14 protein-coding genes are annotated in these 16,201 nt (G+C 72.9%); 5 read left to right on the forward strand and 9 right to left on the reverse strand.

Annotated elements, in window-relative coordinates:
- The first annotated feature begins 138 nt into the window (after positions 1-138).
- Both E4099_RS05770 and E4099_RS05775 read left to right on the forward strand, forming a co-directional pair.
- The gene (locus E4099_RS05770) at positions 139-1,356 is read left to right on the forward strand and encodes a hypothetical protein (protein ID WP_135337850.1); all 1,218 of its coding nucleotides are present in this window, start codon (positions 139-141) and stop codon (positions 1,354-1,356) included.
- Positions 1,347-2,462 carry a hypothetical protein gene (locus E4099_RS05775; RefSeq protein ID WP_167828297.1) on the forward strand — a complete coding sequence of 372 codons (1,116 nt, stop codon included), beginning with the start codon at positions 1,347-1,349 and terminating at the stop codon, positions 2,460-2,462. Before E4099_RS05770 ends, E4099_RS05775 begins: the two co-directional genes overlap by 10 nt.
- A gap of 152 nt (positions 2,463-2,614) precedes the next feature.
- Here E4099_RS05775 and E4099_RS05780 read toward each other — a convergent pair whose 3' ends face one another.
- The 6 genes from E4099_RS05780 to E4099_RS05805 form a co-directional block, all read right to left on the reverse strand.
- The gene (locus tag E4099_RS05780) at positions 2,615-3,226 is read right to left on the reverse strand and encodes a helix-turn-helix domain-containing protein (protein WP_245244625.1); all 612 of its coding nucleotides are present in this window, start codon (positions 3,224-3,226) and stop codon (positions 2,615-2,617) included.
- A 174-nt stretch (positions 3,227-3,400) separates the two neighbouring features.
- The gene (locus E4099_RS05785; protein WP_135337852.1) at positions 3,401-4,318 is read right to left on the reverse strand and encodes a carbohydrate ABC transporter permease; all 918 of its coding nucleotides are present in this window, start codon (positions 4,316-4,318) and stop codon (positions 3,401-3,403) included.
- Positions 4,318-5,235, reverse strand: coding sequence for a carbohydrate ABC transporter permease (locus E4099_RS05790; RefSeq protein WP_135337853.1), 918 nt, complete (start codon positions 5,233-5,235; stop codon positions 4,318-4,320). The genes E4099_RS05785 and E4099_RS05790 overlap by 1 nt, the downstream gene beginning before the upstream one ends.
- The gene (locus E4099_RS05795; protein ID WP_135337854.1) at positions 5,235-6,590 is read right to left on the reverse strand and encodes an extracellular solute-binding protein; all 1,356 of its coding nucleotides are present in this window, start codon (positions 6,588-6,590) and stop codon (positions 5,235-5,237) included. The genes E4099_RS05790 and E4099_RS05795 overlap by 1 nt, the downstream gene beginning before the upstream one ends.
- Before the next feature lie 198 nt (positions 6,591-6,788).
- The gene (locus E4099_RS05800) at positions 6,789-7,475 is read right to left on the reverse strand and encodes a response regulator (RefSeq protein ID WP_135337855.1); all 687 of its coding nucleotides are present in this window, start codon (positions 7,473-7,475) and stop codon (positions 6,789-6,791) included.
- Between the two features lie 193 nt (positions 7,476-7,668).
- Entirely contained in the window at positions 7,669-9,348 is a 1,680-nt protein-coding gene (locus E4099_RS05805; protein ID WP_135337856.1) for a sensor histidine kinase, read from the reverse strand.
- A gap of 179 nt (positions 9,349-9,527) precedes the next feature.
- Here E4099_RS05805 and E4099_RS05810 point away from each other — a divergent pair, with 179 nt between their 5' ends.
- Positions 9,528-10,910, forward strand: coding sequence for a cation:dicarboxylate symporter family transporter (locus tag E4099_RS05810; protein ID WP_135337857.1), 1,383 nt, complete (start codon positions 9,528-9,530; stop codon positions 10,908-10,910).
- A 206-nt stretch (positions 10,911-11,116) separates the two neighbouring features.
- On the opposite strand, the gene E4099_RS05815 is transcribed toward E4099_RS05810, so the two are convergent.
- The gene (locus E4099_RS05815) at positions 11,117-12,004 is read right to left on the reverse strand and encodes an aldo/keto reductase (RefSeq protein WP_135337858.1); all 888 of its coding nucleotides are present in this window, start codon (positions 12,002-12,004) and stop codon (positions 11,117-11,119) included.
- 1 nt (position 12,005) lies between these two features.
- The gene (locus tag E4099_RS05820) at positions 12,006-12,911 is read right to left on the reverse strand and encodes an NAD-dependent epimerase/dehydratase family protein (protein WP_135337859.1); all 906 of its coding nucleotides are present in this window, start codon (positions 12,909-12,911) and stop codon (positions 12,006-12,008) included.
- 91 nt (positions 12,912-13,002) lie between these two features.
- On the opposite strand from E4099_RS05820, the gene E4099_RS05825 reads away from it, so the two are divergent.
- Complete coding sequence (locus tag E4099_RS05825) at positions 13,003-13,530, forward strand: Lrp/AsnC family transcriptional regulator (RefSeq protein ID WP_135337860.1); 528 nt, start codon at positions 13,003-13,005, stop codon at positions 13,528-13,530.
- A gap of 233 nt (positions 13,531-13,763) precedes the next feature.
- Here E4099_RS05825 and E4099_RS05830 read toward each other — a convergent pair whose 3' ends face one another.
- Positions 13,764-14,951, reverse strand: a complete 1,188-nt coding sequence (locus tag E4099_RS05830; protein WP_135337861.1) for an MFS transporter — start codon at positions 14,949-14,951, stop codon at positions 13,764-13,766.
- Positions 14,952-15,031: 80 nt separating this feature from the next.
- Here E4099_RS05830 and E4099_RS05835 point away from each other — a divergent pair, with 80 nt between their 5' ends.
- Entirely contained in the window at positions 15,032-15,430 is a 399-nt protein-coding gene (locus E4099_RS05835) for a MerR family transcriptional regulator (protein WP_135337862.1), read from the forward strand.
- The last annotated feature ends 771 nt before the right edge of the window (positions 15,431-16,201 follow it).

The raw sequence follows: 16,201 nt of genomic DNA on the forward strand, positions 1-16,201 counted from the left end.
TACGAACGTGCGGCTCTGGTGTAGCCTCCTGCGCCTGATCATGGCCTGAACTACAGGGTGATGGGAGGCGGGATGCGGCGGTTCTGGGCCCGTCGTTGGCTGCGGTATACGTCTTTATCGGCGCTTGTCGGGGCGATCGTGGTGGTTGCCGGAGCGCTGTGGGGGCAGGAGGACACGGCCGACCATCTGGCCGATAACCGCAGTCAGTTGGCTCGCTCCTGCAAGGGCTCACTGCCCTACCAGGACCTGCGGGCGGTGGTGCCCGGCGACCGCGAGGGCCGGCTGTACGAATACGGCACCATGCTCACCCCCGGTCAGCAGAGCCGGTCGCTGCTGCACTGCTCGGTCGACTGGGGCGAGGGACGCCGCATCATGGTGCGCGCCGTGGCGCTGGTCTCCGACGTCCCGCAACGCGTACGGGCCGAGGAACTGCTCGACGTGGGCGCCCAGGGCACCTACGCGGCCCCCGGCATCACCGGCCAGTACCAGCCGAGGAGCGGCGCCTGGTTGGTCACCGAATGCGTCAACGGGCTGAGCGGACGGGCGCGTTCCAGCACCGACCTTTATGTCTCCGCCACCGTCGACCGGGGCGCCGGGCACCGCAAGGGACCCTCCGACGCCCTCGCCGCCTTCCGCACCGCGGTGGAGGTCGCCAACGCCGTCAGTCTCGGGCAGCAGTGCGGTGGCACCCCCCTGCACCGGCCCGAGAGGGTGGTGCCCGTCGCGAAGTCCTCCGACGGCCCGAAGCCGGCCGGCGGACGGCGGACCCCCTGCGACTGGCTCGGCCCGCGCACGGTGCCCGGGCTGCGCGGCAGCTGGGCCTCCGCCGGAGACCAGCAGGGATCCCCGCTGGTCAACGGCTGCCGCGGCACCCTCACCGCGCCGACCGGTGGACCGCGCGCCCCCCGGCCCTGGCAGGTGACCGAGGCCGACGCGGTCAGCTGGTCCGGGACGCTGGCCCGCACCGCCTACCACGCCTACCAGGACGGCGGGCTGGTGCCCGGCTGGGGCCGCGATCCGGACGAGGCGCGCGGCGGCGCGGGCGGCGGGGCCGGTGTGCCCGCGCAGGGGCAGGCCGGGGAGACCCGCATCCCCTCCTACGCCGACGATCCGCGCCTGGCCCTGTGGGCCCGCTCGGTGTGCGACCGCGGACCCACCTACCACCGGGTCTCGGTGGCACCCCGCGTCGAGTTCGCGGGCGGCGACGAGGCCGTGCTCGCCGCGCCGGAGCGGCAGCGCCTGTCCACCACCGCCCGCGCCCTGCTGGACGCCTATCTGTCCGCACCGGGCGGCTGGCCGCGGGCCCAGCACTGCCATGACACCACCGTGCTCGGGGAGGCCGAGGAATGGCACTGACGATGACCCGGCGCCGCTGGCAGGGCGCCGCCGCCCTCGCGGTGGCGGCGGCCGGGGTGGCCGGCGCGCTGGTCTGGCTGACCGGTGGTGGGCCGACACTGGACGAGGCATGCGCCGGCACCCTCGCCGCGGACGAGATCGACGGCCTGCTCGGGGACGGCGACCGCAGCGTCGGCAGCGAGCAGCGCGGCTCCTTCGGCAACCGGCGCGGCAACTCGCTGGAGGTGCGCTGCCAGGCCCGGGCCGGCGGCGGCCGGGTGGCGGTCACCATCAAGGGGACGCCGCGCCCGGAGCGCGAGCACGGCCGCGGCAGCCTCTACACCGAGGAACTCGGCGGCGCGGTGCTGCCGGTGCCGGTCGGTCAGGGCTGGTCGGGCACCTTCGCGACCCCCAAGGAGAACGACGACAGCCAGGCGATCGCCACCGTGTTCCTGGACTGCGCCCGCGACCAGGGCGGCCTGGTGGTGACCGTGGAGACCAGCCTGCCCCGCGCCGACGCCCAGCGGCCGGACCCCCGCACGGTGGACGACCCGGCGACCCGGCGGGCGATCGTCCGCGCCGCCACCGCCACCGCGGCCAACGCCGACCGGCACTGGGACTGCGGAGCCAGGCTCGGCGGGCCGGTGCGCGAGGTGGACCTGCCGGTCCGCGCCGAGGAGTACGAGCCGCTGCTGGGCACCGACGGCACCTGCCGGGGCGTCCCGCCCGCCGCCCGGCTGTCCATCTCCACCGCCTGGGAGACCGCGCCCGGCGGGCTGCACGAGGAGTGCGCGCTGGGCACCCGCGGCGGCGCGCCCCGCTTCTGGCTGGAGGGCTACTACGGTCCGTACGCCGAGGAGGTCCGGGCCCAGTACGCGCGGGACTTCGACTACGAGAACGTCACCCCCGACGACAAGCCCAGCGGCCGACTGGGGCAGAGCGCCTACTGGGCCAGCGCCGAGTGCCCGGGCGCCGGCGAACCCGCGCTCTACATGATCGAGCCGGAGGGCACCGACCGGCAGTCCCGCCCGCTGGACCTGGCCTACGAGCGGAACGCGCTGCGGGCCTTCGCCGAACGCTCGGCCAAGGCCCATGGCTGCCGCCCGCCCACCCTGCCGCGCGGTTGAGCGCGGGCCCGGCCGAGCGTCGGGCCCGCCACCAGGGGGCGAGGGGTCTCGGGCACCTCAGCACTCAGGTACCTCAGGCACTCAGGTGCCTCGGGTGCATCAAGCACCTCAGGTACATCAAGAACCTCAGACACTCAAGGACCTCGGGTACCTCAGGTGCCGACCCGCTCCCAGAAGTGCTCCACGATCCGCTCCAGGAACTCCTTGGCGTCGGCGGCCGCGCTGTCCGACACGGCCCCCCGGGTGAGGGTGGCCGCCATCCGCGCCTGGTAGTCCGCGTGCAGGGACTTCAGCGCCTGCTCCAGCCGCGGGCGCGGCAGCGGCACCAGCTTGGCGACCTTCTTCAGATACGCCTGCCAGCGGGTCTCCACCGCGGAGACCAGCAGTCTGGCCAGCGCCGCGTCCCGGCCGGTGACCTGGAAGAAGGCGCGCAGCGGGAGGTTGAGCACCTCGGCCAGCTTGGTGGCCTGGTTCTCGTTCCCCTTCCACTGCCCGGACTGCTCCATCTGTTCGTAGGCATGCGGATCCATGCCGATGCGCATCGCCACGTCGACGGGTGCCAGGCCCTGGGCGACACGGTGCTCGCGCAGGGTGCTCGGCGCGCCCAGCAGATCACCGGGGGAGCACCACAGGGCTCCGGCGAGGGCGACCAGCTCCCCCTCGGTGGGGAACGCCTCGCCCAGTTCCCACGCGGCGACCATCGCCGGCGGAACCTGGAGGCCGTACGCGGCGTGGATACCGTAGGAGACATGCGCGTGCGTCATGCCCAGCGCCTCGCGCAACTGACGAGCGGCGTTGGGATCAAACGACGGGTTTCGGGAGTCAGCCGTATGGGACGGGTGCACAAGCGAACCGTAGCGGCAGTTCCGTACGATTGCATGAGCAGACTATGAATCGACATGACCCTGCCACCGAATAGTGATCAGGCGGAAGCGGATTCACCCCTTCACGGCTCCGGTCAGCGCGAATCCGCCGCCAAGTCGCCTGGCGATCATGACGTAGAGAAGAACCACCGGTGTCGAGTAGAGGACGGAGAACGCGGCGAGCTGGCCATACGCGATCGAACCGTAGTTTCCGAAGAACGTGAAGATGCTGACGGACGCGGGAAGTTGATCGGGTGACAGGAGCAACATGAAGGGGACAAAGAAGTTTCCCCACATCATGATGAAACTGTAGACCGTCACCACCGCGAAACCCGGGCCCATCAGCGGCAGGATGACGCGAACCAGCGTCTGCCACCAGGACGCGCCGTCCGTCCAGGCCGCCTCCTCCAGGCTCACCGGCACCCCGTCCATGAAGTTCTTCATCAGCCAGACGGCGAACGGAAGCTGCGCCGCGGCCAGGAACAGCGCGGTTCCGTACAGGGTGTCGATCAACTCGGTCTGGACGAAGAGACCGTAGACCGGCACCATCACGGCCGTGATCGGCAGACAGGTGGTGAACAGGATCGTCAGCAGATACGGACGCACCAGCCGGGACCGGAACCGGGACAGCGGGTAGGCGGCCAGCGCGGCGCACACCACGGTGACCGCGGACGCTCCGCCGCACAGCAGCAGGCTGTTGAGCATCGGGGTGAAGGTGATCTCGTCGGTCCACACCGCGGAGAAGTTGTCCAGCGTCGGGGAGTGCGGCGCGGCCACCCGCAGCGTGGCCCGGTCGTCCAGCGAGGCGAACACCAGCCACAGCAGCGGCAGGACGAAGGCCGCGGTGACGGTCAGCAGGGCGGCGTCGGCGGCCAGCCGGTGGCGGTCGGCCCGGGACCGGCGGCGGCCCACGGGACGCGGACGCCGGTGGCGGCCGGTGGGCGCCGCGCCGCGATGGCGGTCGGCGCGGTTCGCACCCTTGTGCCGGCGCATCACACCTCCTCCCGCATCAGCCGCAGGAAGACCACCGAGAACAGCGCTCCCACCAGCAGCAGGAGCAGGGCCACCGCGGTGCCGTAGCCGATCAGGGCCTTGAGGAACGCCTGGTCGTACATGTACACCGGCAGGGTCTCGCTGCGATGGCCCGGCCCGCCCCGGGTCATGGCCCAGATCAGCCCGAACACCGAGAGCGTCTGCAGGGTGTTGAGCATCAGGTTGGTGCCGATGGAGCGGCGGATCATCGGCAGCGTGACATGCCACAGCCGGCGCAGCCCGCCCGCCCCGTCCACCTCGGCCGCCTCGGTGATCTCCTGCGGGATCTCGGCGAGCGCGGCCGAGTAGACCAGCATGGAGAACGCGGTGCCGCGCCACACGTTGGCGAAGGAGACGGCCAGGATGGGCAGGGTGTAGAGCCAGTTCTGGGAGGGCAGCCGCAGCCAGTCCAGGACCGCGTTCAAGGTGCCCTCGCGGCGGAAGAAGGCGTACAGCAGAAAGCCCGCCACGATCTCCGGCACCACCCAGGCGGCGACGACCACCCCGCCGGTCAGGGTCCGCACCGGCCGGGAGGCCCGCCGCATCAGCACGGCCAGCGCCAGCCCCAGGGTGTTCTGGCCGACGATCGAGGAGAGCAGGGTGAAGACCAGGGTGAGCACCACGGCGTTGCGGAAGTCGGCGTCGCCCAGGGCCTGGGTGAAGTTGTCCAGGCCCACGAAGTGGGTGTCCGGGGACCCGGTCAACTGCATGTCGGTGAACGCCATGTAGCAGCAGTAGGCGATGGGGCCACCGAGGAAGAGGACCATCAGCACGGTGGCCGGGGCCAGCGGCAGCCAGCGCAGCGGCCGGCGGCGCGGGGCGGTACGGACCCGGAGCCGGGGGCGCGGCGCCGGCTCCGTACGGGTGGCGGCGGCCATCAGCGCGACTTCAGTACGGCGCCGGGGGCGATCTCCTTCAGCTTGCCGCCGTAGGAGTCGGCGGCCTCGGCGGGGGTGGAGTCCCCGGTGGTCACCGCCTCCATGGCCTCCGCGAGAGCGGCGGACACCTGCGGATAGTCGGGTGTCGCCGGCCGGTAGTGGGTGTACCGGACCAGCCCGGTGAAGAAGGCGATGCCGGGCATCGCGGTGCGGTACCTCCGATCGGCCGCGACATCCTGGCGGACCGCGATCTGGGCGTTGACCACGTCCCAGCGGACAGCGTTGTCACGCGACTGGAGGGTCTCGATGAACTTCCAGGCCAGATCGGGCTTGTCGGACTTGGCGGTGATCGCCCAGGCCCAGCCGCCGGACATGCTGACCCGGCCCGGTGGCTGGCCGTGCTGGGTGGGCATCGGGGCCTGGCCGAGCGTCGTGGACCACCGCGGCCAGGGGTGGCCTCCGGTGTCCAGCCAGTGCTGGCCGAGCCACGAGCCGTCCAGCGCGATCGCCAGCTTGCCGTCGGGCAGCCACTCGTTGGCCACCGCGGTGTTGGCGTTGGGGTTCAGCGCGTCGGAGACGTCCGGGCCCAGCTTCTCGGCGTAGACGGTGCGGACGAACCCCAGCGCGTCGCGCAGCCCTGCCCCGCCGGCCCGCCACTTCCGCGCCCGCGGGTCGTACAGCGGGTCCTGCCCGGTGCCGTACAGCAGCATCTCCAGGCCCTGCATCACCGAGGTCTCCCCGCCCGCCTTGCCGGTGAAGACGTTGATCGGCGTGACCCCGGGCACCTTCTCCTTGACAGTGCGGGCGGCGTCCAGCACCTCGTCCCAGTTCTTCGGCCGCCAGTCGGCGGGCAGCCCGGCGCGGGCGAAGATCTGCTTGTTGAACCACAGACCGCGGGTGTCGGTGCCGTCCGGGACGCCATAGGTCCGGCCGTCCTCGCCCCTGCCCGCGGCCTTCGCGGTGGGTGCGAACTGCCCCCAGGAATCCCAGGACTTCAGATATCCGTCCAGCGGCCGCAGATATCCGGCGGCGATATCCGAGCTGATCCGGAAGGTGTCCTCGTAGACCAGATCGGGCGCGGTCTTCGAGGACCGCATCATCTGCTGCACTTTGGCGGCGTAGTCGTTGTCGGCGGCCTGAATCGGAATCAGCTTGATCTTCTTGCCCGGATGGGCTTTCTCGAACTGCTTCTTCACGTCTTCCAGCAGACGGTCCTTGAAGCGGATCGCGTTGTCGGTACTCCGGTTGTAGACGACCTTGACGGTGTCCGGATCGTCATCGGAACCACCGCACCCGGCCAGACCGGCGGTGGCGACGAGGGCTGCTGCGAGGATCAGTGGAGCGGTGGGGCGCACGACTCCTCCTAGCCTTCGGGGGGCTGCTCGGTGACCGTACGGTCGCGCTCAGTGAAAAATCAATCCCCGCGACGGTCCCCGTACGGGTGGTCGACGGGGCGCGGCACGTCCACCGTGACGCCGTGGCCTACCGCCGACGGGGGTGATCCGCGCCGGCGTTGCCGGGGAGCGAGGAGGGTGGGCCGATGCCCTGCCCGGTCAACGGCCGTTGAGCCAGCGGTAGACCAGCTCGGGGCGGCCCACCTGGCCGTACTGCGGGGTGCGGGCCGCGCGGCCGGCCTCCACCAGGTGTTCCAGATAGCGGCGGGCGGTGATGCGGGAGATGCCCACCGCCTCCGCCATGGCCGCCGCCGAGATGCCGTCCTCGGCGGCGCGCAGGCTGTTGGTCACCGCGCTCAGGGTGGCCCTGGCCAGGCCCTTGGGCAGTTCGGCGGGGCGCGGGGCGCGCAGCGCGGCCAGCGCCTGGTCCACCTCGTCCTGCCCGCTGGCCTCGCCCGCGCTGGCCCGGAACTCCGCGTACCGCAGCAGCCGGTCCCGCAGCACGGAGAAGGTGAAGGGCTTCAGCACGTACTGCACCACGCCCAGCGAGACCCCCTCCCGCACCACCGCCAGATCGCGCGCCGAGGTCACCGCGATCACATCCGCGGTGTGGCCGGCGGCGCGCAGCGAACGCATCAGCCGCAGCCCGTGGCCGTCGGGCAGATAGAGGTCCAGCAGGAGCAGGTCGATCGCCGAGCGCTCCAACTGCCGCAGCGCGGCGGCGCCGCAGTGCACCACCCCGGCCACCCGGAAGCCGGGCACCCGGGAGACGTACAGGGCGTGGGCGTCGGCGGCGACCGGATCGTCCTCCACCACCAGCACCCGGATCTCCTGCGCCGTGCTCATCGCGCACCGCCCGCGGTGGGGGCCGGTTCCGGCATCGGTGCCGGGGCCTTCCGTGTCGCGTTCATCGCGCGCCGTTCGCGGTGGGTGCGGGTTCCCGCACGGGCACCGCGGGACGTCCGCGGGGCGTTCATCGGGCATCCCTCGGGGTGGGTGCACGGTCCGGGGATCGGCACTCGGACCTGCCGCGCCGTGCTCATCGCGCACCGCCCGCGGTGGGTTCCGGTTCCGTGGTGGCGGTCAGCGGCAGCCGTACGGTGAACTCGGCGCCGCCGCCCGGCGCCCGCCCCACCGCCACCGTGCCGCCGTTGCGTCGGGCCGCCTGCCGCACCAGGGCGAGCCCCAGGCCCCGGCCCGGACCCGCCGCGGCGCCGGTGGGCGCGGCCTTGGTGGTCCAGCCGCGCAGGAACAGCTCCTCGACCGCCGCCGGATCCACCCCCGCCCCGGTGTCCGCGACCCGCAGCAGCAACTCGCCCTGGTCCGCCCGTGCGGTCACCACCACCCGGGCCCGGCCGCCCGCACCGTCCGGGTGCGGCCCGGCCACCGCGCGCAGCGCCTCCTCAGCGGCGGCGTCCAGCGCGTTGTCGATCAGGTTGCCCAGGATGGTGACCAGGTCGCGGGCCGGCAGCGCGGCGGGCAGCACTCCGTCGTCTATCCGGCTGTCCGGGGTCAGCACCAGCTCCACCCCGCGCTCGTTGGCCTGCGCGGCCTTGCCCAGCAGCAGCGCGGCCAGCACCGGCTCGGCCAGCGCCGCCACCACCTGGTCGGTCAGCGTCTGCGCCAGCTCCAGTTCGGCGGTGGCGAACTCCACCGCCTCGTCCGCCCGGCCCAGCTCGATCAGCGAGACCACCGTGTGCAGCCGGTTGGCCGCCTCGTGCGCCTGGGAGCGCAGCGCCTCGGCGAAGCCGCGTACCGAGTCCAGCTCGCCGGAGAGCGCCTGGAGTTCGGTGTGGTCACGCAGGGTCACCACGGTGCCGCGCCGCTCCCCGCTGGAGACCGGCGAGGTGTTGACCACCAGCACCCGCTCGGCGGTCAGGTGCAGCTCGTCCACCCGGGGCTCGGCGGCCAGCAGGGCGCCGTTGAGCGGGGTGGGCAGTCCCAGGTCGGAGATCACCCGGCCGACCACGTCCGGGGGCAGCCCGAGCAGCTCCCGGGCGCCGTCGTTGACCAGGACCACCCGCCGGTGTCCGTCCAGCATCAGCAGCCCCTCGCGCACCGCGTGCAGGGTGGCCTCGTGGTAGGCGTGCATCCGGCTCAGCTCGACGGCGTTCATCCCGTGGGTGTGGCGCCGCAGCCGGGCGTTGATGACATAGGTGCCCACGCCGCCGAGCGCCAGCGCGGCCAGCGCCACCCCGAGCAGGGCCAGCAGCTGGCTGCGGACCCGGGCGCTGATCTCCTCCACGGTGATGCCCGCGCTCACCAGCCCGGTGATCCGGTCGCCGTCCCGTATCGGGGCCACCACCCGGACCGAGGGGCCCAGGGTGCCGGTGTAGGTCTCGGAGAAGGTGCGTCCGCGCAGCGCGGGGCCGGTGTGGCCGAGGAAGGGCTGCCCTATCTGGGACGGGTCGGGGTGGGTCCAGCGGATGCCCCGCGGGCTCATGATCGTCACGAACGCCACCCCGGTGTCGGCCCGGACCCGCTCCGCGTACGGCTGGAGCACCGCCGAGGGGTCGGCCGAGCGGGTCGCGCGGACCACCGCGGGGGAGTCGGCGACCGCGGTGGCGGCGGCCGTCGCCTGCCGCCGGGCCGCCGCCTCGGCCTGGTGGAGGTCGGTCAGGTAGGCGAACACCGCGCACCCCGCCACCACGGCGGCGACCAGGACGACCTGCATCGCGAAGAGCTGGCCGGCCAGGCTGCGGGGACGGAGGGGGCGCATGCCGGACAGTGTGCACGCAGGTTCACTGATGAACGAAATGAACGCAAGCGTGACGGCCCGCACAGGCGGGGTGCATAGTCACCGGGACCGTCCGGAACGCGTGAGCTGCGGAAAGCCGCGGCCGGACCGTATTCAGGGCCGAATGTCAGGTCCACGTCTTGATCGAAGGAGGCAGCACCGTGGCTGCGCAGACCCCGCCACCGGGCCAGAGCAAGCCGGCAGGCGCCCGGCGGGACCGGACCCACTACCTGTACATCGCAGTGATCGGCGCGGTGCTGCTCGGCATCGCGGTGGGCCTGATCGCCCCCGACACCGCGGTCGAGCTCAAGCCGCTCGGCACCGGGTTCGTGAACCTCATCAAGATGCTGATCTCGCCGATCATCTTCTGCACGATCGTGCTCGGCGTGGGATCGGTGCGCAAGGCCGCCAAGGTCGGCAAGGTCGGCGGACTGGCCCTCGGCTACTTCCTGCTGATGTCCACCGTGGCGCTGGCCATCGGCCTGCTGGTGGGCAACATCCTGGAGCCGGGCAGCGGGCTGCACCTCACCTCGGAGGCGGCCAAGGCCGGCCAGGGGCAGGCCGCCGGCGCCAGCGAGTCCACCCAGGAATTCCTGCTCGGCATCATCCCGACCACCATGGTCTCCGCCTTCACCGAGGGCGAGGTGCTGCAGACCCTGCTGGTGGCGCTGCTGGTCGGCTTCGGAGTGCAGGCCATGGGCGCCTCCGGGGAGCCGGTGCTGCGCGGCATAGGCCACATCCAGCGGCTGGTCTTCCGGGTGCTGTCGATGATCATGTGGGTGGCGCCGGTGGGTGCCTTCGGCGCCATGGCCGCGGTGGTCGGCGAGACCGGCGTGGACGCGCTGAAGTCGCTGGCCGTCATCATGATCGGCTTCTACGTCACCTGCGCGCTCTTCGTCTTCCTGGTGCTGGGGACGATCCTGCGGCTGGTCGCGGGCGTGAACATCTTCCTGCTGCTGAAGTACCTGGGCCGGGAGTTCCTGCTCATCCTCTCCACCTCCTCCTCGGAGTCCGCCCTGGCCCGGCTGATCGCCAAGATGGAGCACGCCGGCGTCAGCCGCCCGGTGGCCGGCATCACGGTGCCCACCGGCTACTCCTTCAACCTCGACGGCACGGCGATCTACCTCACCATGGCCTCGCTGTTCATCGCCGAGGCGATGGGCGACCCGCTCTCCATCGGCCAGCAGGTCTCGCTGCTGCTCTTCATGATCATCGCCTCCAAGGGCGCCGCCGGGGTCACCGGCGCGGGCATGGCCACCCTCGCCGGCGGTCTCCAGTCGCACCGGCCCGAACTGGTCGACGGCGTCGGCCTGATCGTCGGCATCGACCGCTTCATGAGCGAGGCCCGCGCCCTCACCAACTTCGCGGGCAACGCGGTGGCCACGGTGCTGGTCGCCACCTGGACCAAGGAGCTGGACCGGGAGCGGCTGAACGAGGTGCTGGCCGGGCGGCTGCCGTTCGACGAGGCCACGCTGATCGACGACGGCCACGGTGACGGCGAGGCCACCGACGCGCTCGCCAAGGAGCCGGCCAAGCAGCTCTGACCCGCGGTACGCGGCAGAAGAAGACGGATCCGCCCCGCGGCTCCCGGTGGCCAAGGCCCTGGGAGCCGCGGGGCGGACGGCACAGCGCGCCCCGCGGTGTTTCGACCGCGGGGCGCCGCCGTATCTCCGGACCTCCCCGCGCGGCAGGCCGGCACCGGAGGTCGTCTGGCGGCGGTACGGGTACGGCCCCGCCGCGGCCGGGTCTCTCAGGCGGCGTCGAGCTCCGCCAGGTGCTCCGGGGCCAGCACCAGGTCGGCCGCCGCGGCCGAGTCGCGGATGGTCTCCGGGCGGCTGGCGCCCGGGATGGCGATCAGGGTCGGGGACAGCGTGAGCAGCCAGGCCAGGCAGACCCGCTGCGGGCTCACCCCCAGCCGCCGGGCGACGGTGTGGAAGCCGGCGTGCGCGGGGGCCGCGCCGCCCGGCTCGGAAGAAGGGCCGTCCAGGGAGCTGCGGGAGATCCCGCCCAGCGGGCTCCAGGGCAGGAACGCCAGCCCCAGCTCCGCGCACAGCCGCAACTCCGGCTCGCTGCCGCGTACCGCGGGGGAGAACTCGTTCTGCACCGACACCAGCCGCTCGCCGAGCACCTCGCGCGCCAGCAGGATCTGGTCGCGGTCCGTGTTGGAGACCCCCACCATCCGGACCTTGCCCTCCTCGGCCAGCTCGCGGACGGCGCCCAGCGACTCCTCGTACGGCACCTCGGGGTCCGGCTTGTGGAGCTGGTACAGGCCGATCGCCTCGACCCCCAGCCGGCGCAGCGAAGCCTCGCAGGCACGCCGCAGATGCTCCGGGCGCCCGTTCACCGTCCAGCCGCCCTCGGGCGTACGGCCCCGCCCGCCCTTGGTGGCCACCAGCACCTTCGAGGTGTCACCGCCGTAGCGGGCCAGCGCACGGGCGATCAGCAGCTCGTTGTGGCCGGGCTCGGTGCCCGGTGCGTGGTAGGAGTCGGCGGTGTCGAGCAGGGTCACCCCCGCGTCCAGCGCCGCGTGCACGGTGGCCAGGGCACGCGCCTCCTCGGGGTGGCCCTCGATGGACAGCGGCATGGCGCCCAGGCCGATCGCGCCGACCGGGACGTCGCCGATGGGGCGGTAGCGCATCTCAGTGATCCTGCTTTCCCAGGGTTTCGGCGACGGCCCGGGCAAGCCAGTCGCCACTGTGCGAGAAGGTGAAGCCCAGGCCGGTGGCCCGGGAGTTGTCCATGCCGTAGTGGCGCTCGAAGGAGAAGGGCGAGGCCTCGGCGCCGGGCACCGTGCGGTACTCCGGCGGTTTGCCGCCGATGCGCTCCGCGACCGCCGCGCAGATGTCGGCGGTACTCAACTCGCCGTGCGAGCAGGCATTGATTGGCCCGGTGAATTCCGCGCCCGCCGCCCAGAACAGGAAATCGGCGATCTCCTCCACATGGATATACGTGGCCGGGTGGTTGTCCGCCGGTACGCCGACGGGCTCTTCGGCGCCGATCCGCTCGGCGTAATGGGCGAGCCGGCCGGTGAAGTCGTCCGCGCCGCCCAGCACATGGGCGGTGCGCACGGAGAGGAAGTCGAACGCCGCGTCCTTGGTGAACACCGCCTCCGCCTGCCGCTTGCCCTCGCCGTAGTGGGCGTCCAGGAAGGCGGGGTCGTCCCAGGGCAGCGAGAGGTCCACCGGCCGACCCGCCGGGTCCACGGCGTCCTCGCGCACCAGGTCCGGGGTGTGCAGCCGGTCGTACACCTCGACCGTGGAGGTCATCAGATAGCGCCGGGTCCGGTCGGCGAAGACCCGGCGGGCGATGTCCGCCTGCCGCGGCGTGTAGCAGACCTGGTCGACGACCACGTCGAAGGCGCGGTCGCCCAGCGCGGCGTTGAGCGAGGCCTCGTCGTCCCGGTCCGCGACCAGATGGACGGCTCCGGCCGGTGCCGGCGCCGAACCGCGATTGACCACGGTGACCTCGATTCCCGCCGCCAGGAATCGGGTTGTCAGCCGCTTACCGAAATAGCGACTGCCGCCGATGACGCATATCCGCCGCATGGACTTCCTTCCGGCAAGCGGCTCTCGGCCGCGGTGGTGCGGGGCGACCTATAGTGTTCCCGGTCATCCGCGGGGCCTTGAAGGGGGAATCATGGGAGAAGCCGCCCGCTCACCGAAAGAAACTCGGTCGCCGCGCGCTTCGGCACCCGATTCCTCGGCCGGCTGCGACGCGGTGGACCGCCGGCTGCTTGCCCTGGTGCAGGAGGAGGGCCGGATCACCCTCAGCGAACTGGGCCGCCGGGTCAACCTCAGCCCCGCCGCGGTCTCCGACCGGCTCCGCCGGCTGGAGACGAGCGGCATCATCACCGGCTACGGGGCCCAGGTCTCCCCGGCCCGCCTCGGGTACGCGCTCCAGGCCTTCGTACGGGTCGATCCCCACGCCGGATACACCCTGCGGCACCCCAGGACGCTGGAGCTGATCGCCCGGCAGGAGATCCTGGAGGTGCACCATGTGGTCGGCGAGGACTGCTGGATCCTGAAGGTGGGGGTCGCCGACACCGGGCACCTGGAGGAGGTGCTGGCCCAGGTCACGGTGCTGGGCAGCACCACGACCTCGGTGGTGCTCTCCTCTCCGGTCGCCCGCAGGACCCTGCTGCCGCTGGAGCGCGCCACGTACTGAGGGGCGGCGGTGGGTCGTTCGCGGGTTCGGCTGCGACCTTGCGCTGGGCGCACGCGCCGGGGAGGCGTTGCCCGCGGGGTGCTCCGGCAGTTGGTTTGTGCCGTGCGCTGGTTGGCTGTCTGCGGGGGTCAGGCAGCGGGGCTTCGCCGGGGGTGAGTGTCGCCCGCAGGACCCCGCCGTCGTACCCGCGGCTCCCGCCGTCGCACCCGGCTCCCCGCCGTCGTACCCGCGGGCTACCCGTGGGCCGAGGGGACGGGGGTGCCTCGGGGAGCCTCGGCCGCCTGCCGGCGAGGCAGGATCAGGTAGGTCAGGGCCAGTCCGGTCAGGCTCAGTACGGCTCCGGCCGGGCCGGTCCACCGCAGCGCGTCGGCGGCCACGAGGGCTCCGCCCAGCGCGGAACCCGCGGCGGCGCCGAGGTTGAAGGCGCCCACGTTGACCGAGACGGCCAGGTTCGGGGCCTCGTTCGCGTGGCGCAGGATCAGGCCCTGGAGCGGGGCGATGGTGGCGGTGGCGAGCAACCCGAGGGCGAGGACGGCGAGTACGGCGGTCGGCTGCCACGCGACGGCGAAGGGCATGGCCGCCAGCACACCGGTCAGACCGCCGAACACCCCGCGCACGGTCGCGGACAACGACCTGTCGGTGAGCTTGCCGGCGGCCATGTTGCCCAGGAAGCTGCCGGCGCCGTAGGCGAGCAGCAGGGCGGAGACGGCTCCCGAGGAGAAGTGGGAGACCTGGGTGAGCAGCGGCGAGATGTAGGTGAAGACGACGGCGACGCCGGAGAAGCCGACCGCCGTGGTGGCGATGGCCAGCAGCACCGGCCCGCGGGTCACCACCCGCAGCTCGTCGCGCGGGCTTGTCGCCGGTGCCTGCTGCCGGGGCAGCACCAGCGCCAGCAGCGCGACGGCGGCCAGGGTCAGGGCGGTCAGCACCGCGAACGGGGCGCGCCACCCGGCGGCATGACCCAGCAGCGCGCCCAGCGGGACGCCGAGCAGGGTGGCCACGGTGAAACCGGAGGCCACGGTGGCGATGGCCGAGCCGGTCCGGTGCTCGGGCACCACACTGGTGGCCATCACCAGCGCCAGCGCCAGGAACGCGGCGTGGCTGAGCGAGGACACCACCCGCCCGAGCAGTAGCACCCCGAACGAGGGGGCCAGCGCGCTGAGCGCGCTGCCCGCGGCGAACAGCAGCATCAGGCCGATCGCCAGCCCCTTGCGGGGCAGTCGGGAGGTCAGCACGGTCACCGCGGGACCGCCGAGCACCACTCCGAGCGCGTAGGCGGTGACGGCCTGCCCGGCGGTGCCCTGCGACACCCGAAGGTCCGCGCCGATTTCCGGCAGGATCCCCGCGACCAGGTATTCCGAGGTACCGACGACGAAGACGCTCGCACACAGGGCAGCGAGCGAGGCATGGCTCTTACTCATGCCCGGCACGCTAAAGTCTCACATGGATGTGAGAGTCAAGTGGCGTTTCCCGTGCAGGGGAAGACCATCCGGAGGTTCAGGTGCGGATCGGCGAGCTGTCCCGCAGGACCGGCGTCCATGAGCGGCTGCTGCGCTACTACGAGGAGCAGGGCCTGCTCCGTCCGGAGCGGCGGCCCAATGGCTACCGCGAATACCGCGAGGCGGACCTCGCCACCGTGCGGCGCATCCGCGCTCTCCTCGCCGCCGGCCTGAACACCGCCACCATCACCGCCATCCTGCCCTGCCTGCGTGACGAGGCGGACCGGCTGGTGCCGACCTGCCCCGACCTGCTCGCCGACCTGTTCCGCGAGCGCGACCGGATCACCCGGGCCATTGACGACCTGCGGACCTCCCGTTCCGTCCTCGACGACGTGATCGCCGCCGCCCCCGACGAGATCGCCGAACAGGTGGCCGCCACCGCCGCGGCCGCCCAGCGCTGACGGCCGGGTCGGGTACGGAAGCACCCGGCGGCCGAGGGCACCGCCCCCGCAGGAGGGCGGCCGGGCGCGATGCGGTCCCTCGGCACCCCAGGCGTAGGTGCCGCCCCCGCATGACGGCGAGCGGGCGACGGGGCCCGCGCCCGGGCCGCGGTGGGATATGAGGCCGACCTGCGGACCTCCCGCTCCGTCCTTGACGACGTGATCGCCCCCCGCGGGAGGGCGGCCGGGCGCGATGCGGTCCCTCGGCGCCCCAGGCGTAGGTGCCGCCCCCGCATGACGGCGAGCGGGCGACGGGGCCCGCGCCCGGGCCGCGGTGGGGTGCGAGGCCGACCTGCGGACCTCCCGCTCCGTCCTTGACGACGTGATCGCCCCCAGCGGGAGGGCGGCCGGGCGCGATGCGGTCCCTCGGCACCCCAGGCGTAGGTGCCGCCCCCGCATGACGGCGAGCGGGCGACGGGGCCCGCGCCCGGGCCGCGGTGGGGTGCGAGGCCGCCCGGAGGGCAGCGGCTTCCCCCTGCCCTACCCGTAGTACCTGGGAGCTACCCGCGAGGTGCGCTCCCGAGAGCGACGCGGACCACAGCCCCTCCTTCCTAGCTTCGGTGGCGGACACCCAGCAGACCGCCCCGGCCGGAAGGACCTCCCCATGGCGTCCCGCCCGCACAGCCACCGGCTGCGCCGAACCCTGCTCGCCGCGCTGGTCGCCGCCTCGGTCGCGGTGCCGGTGGCGGGCGCGGTCCGCCCCGCGGTGGTCCCGGCGCCCGCCACCGGCAC

It is taken from the genome of Streptomyces palmae, assembly GCF_004684805.1.
Classification (GTDB): Bacteria; Actinomycetota; Actinomycetes; order Streptomycetales; family Streptomycetaceae; genus Streptomyces; species Streptomyces palmae.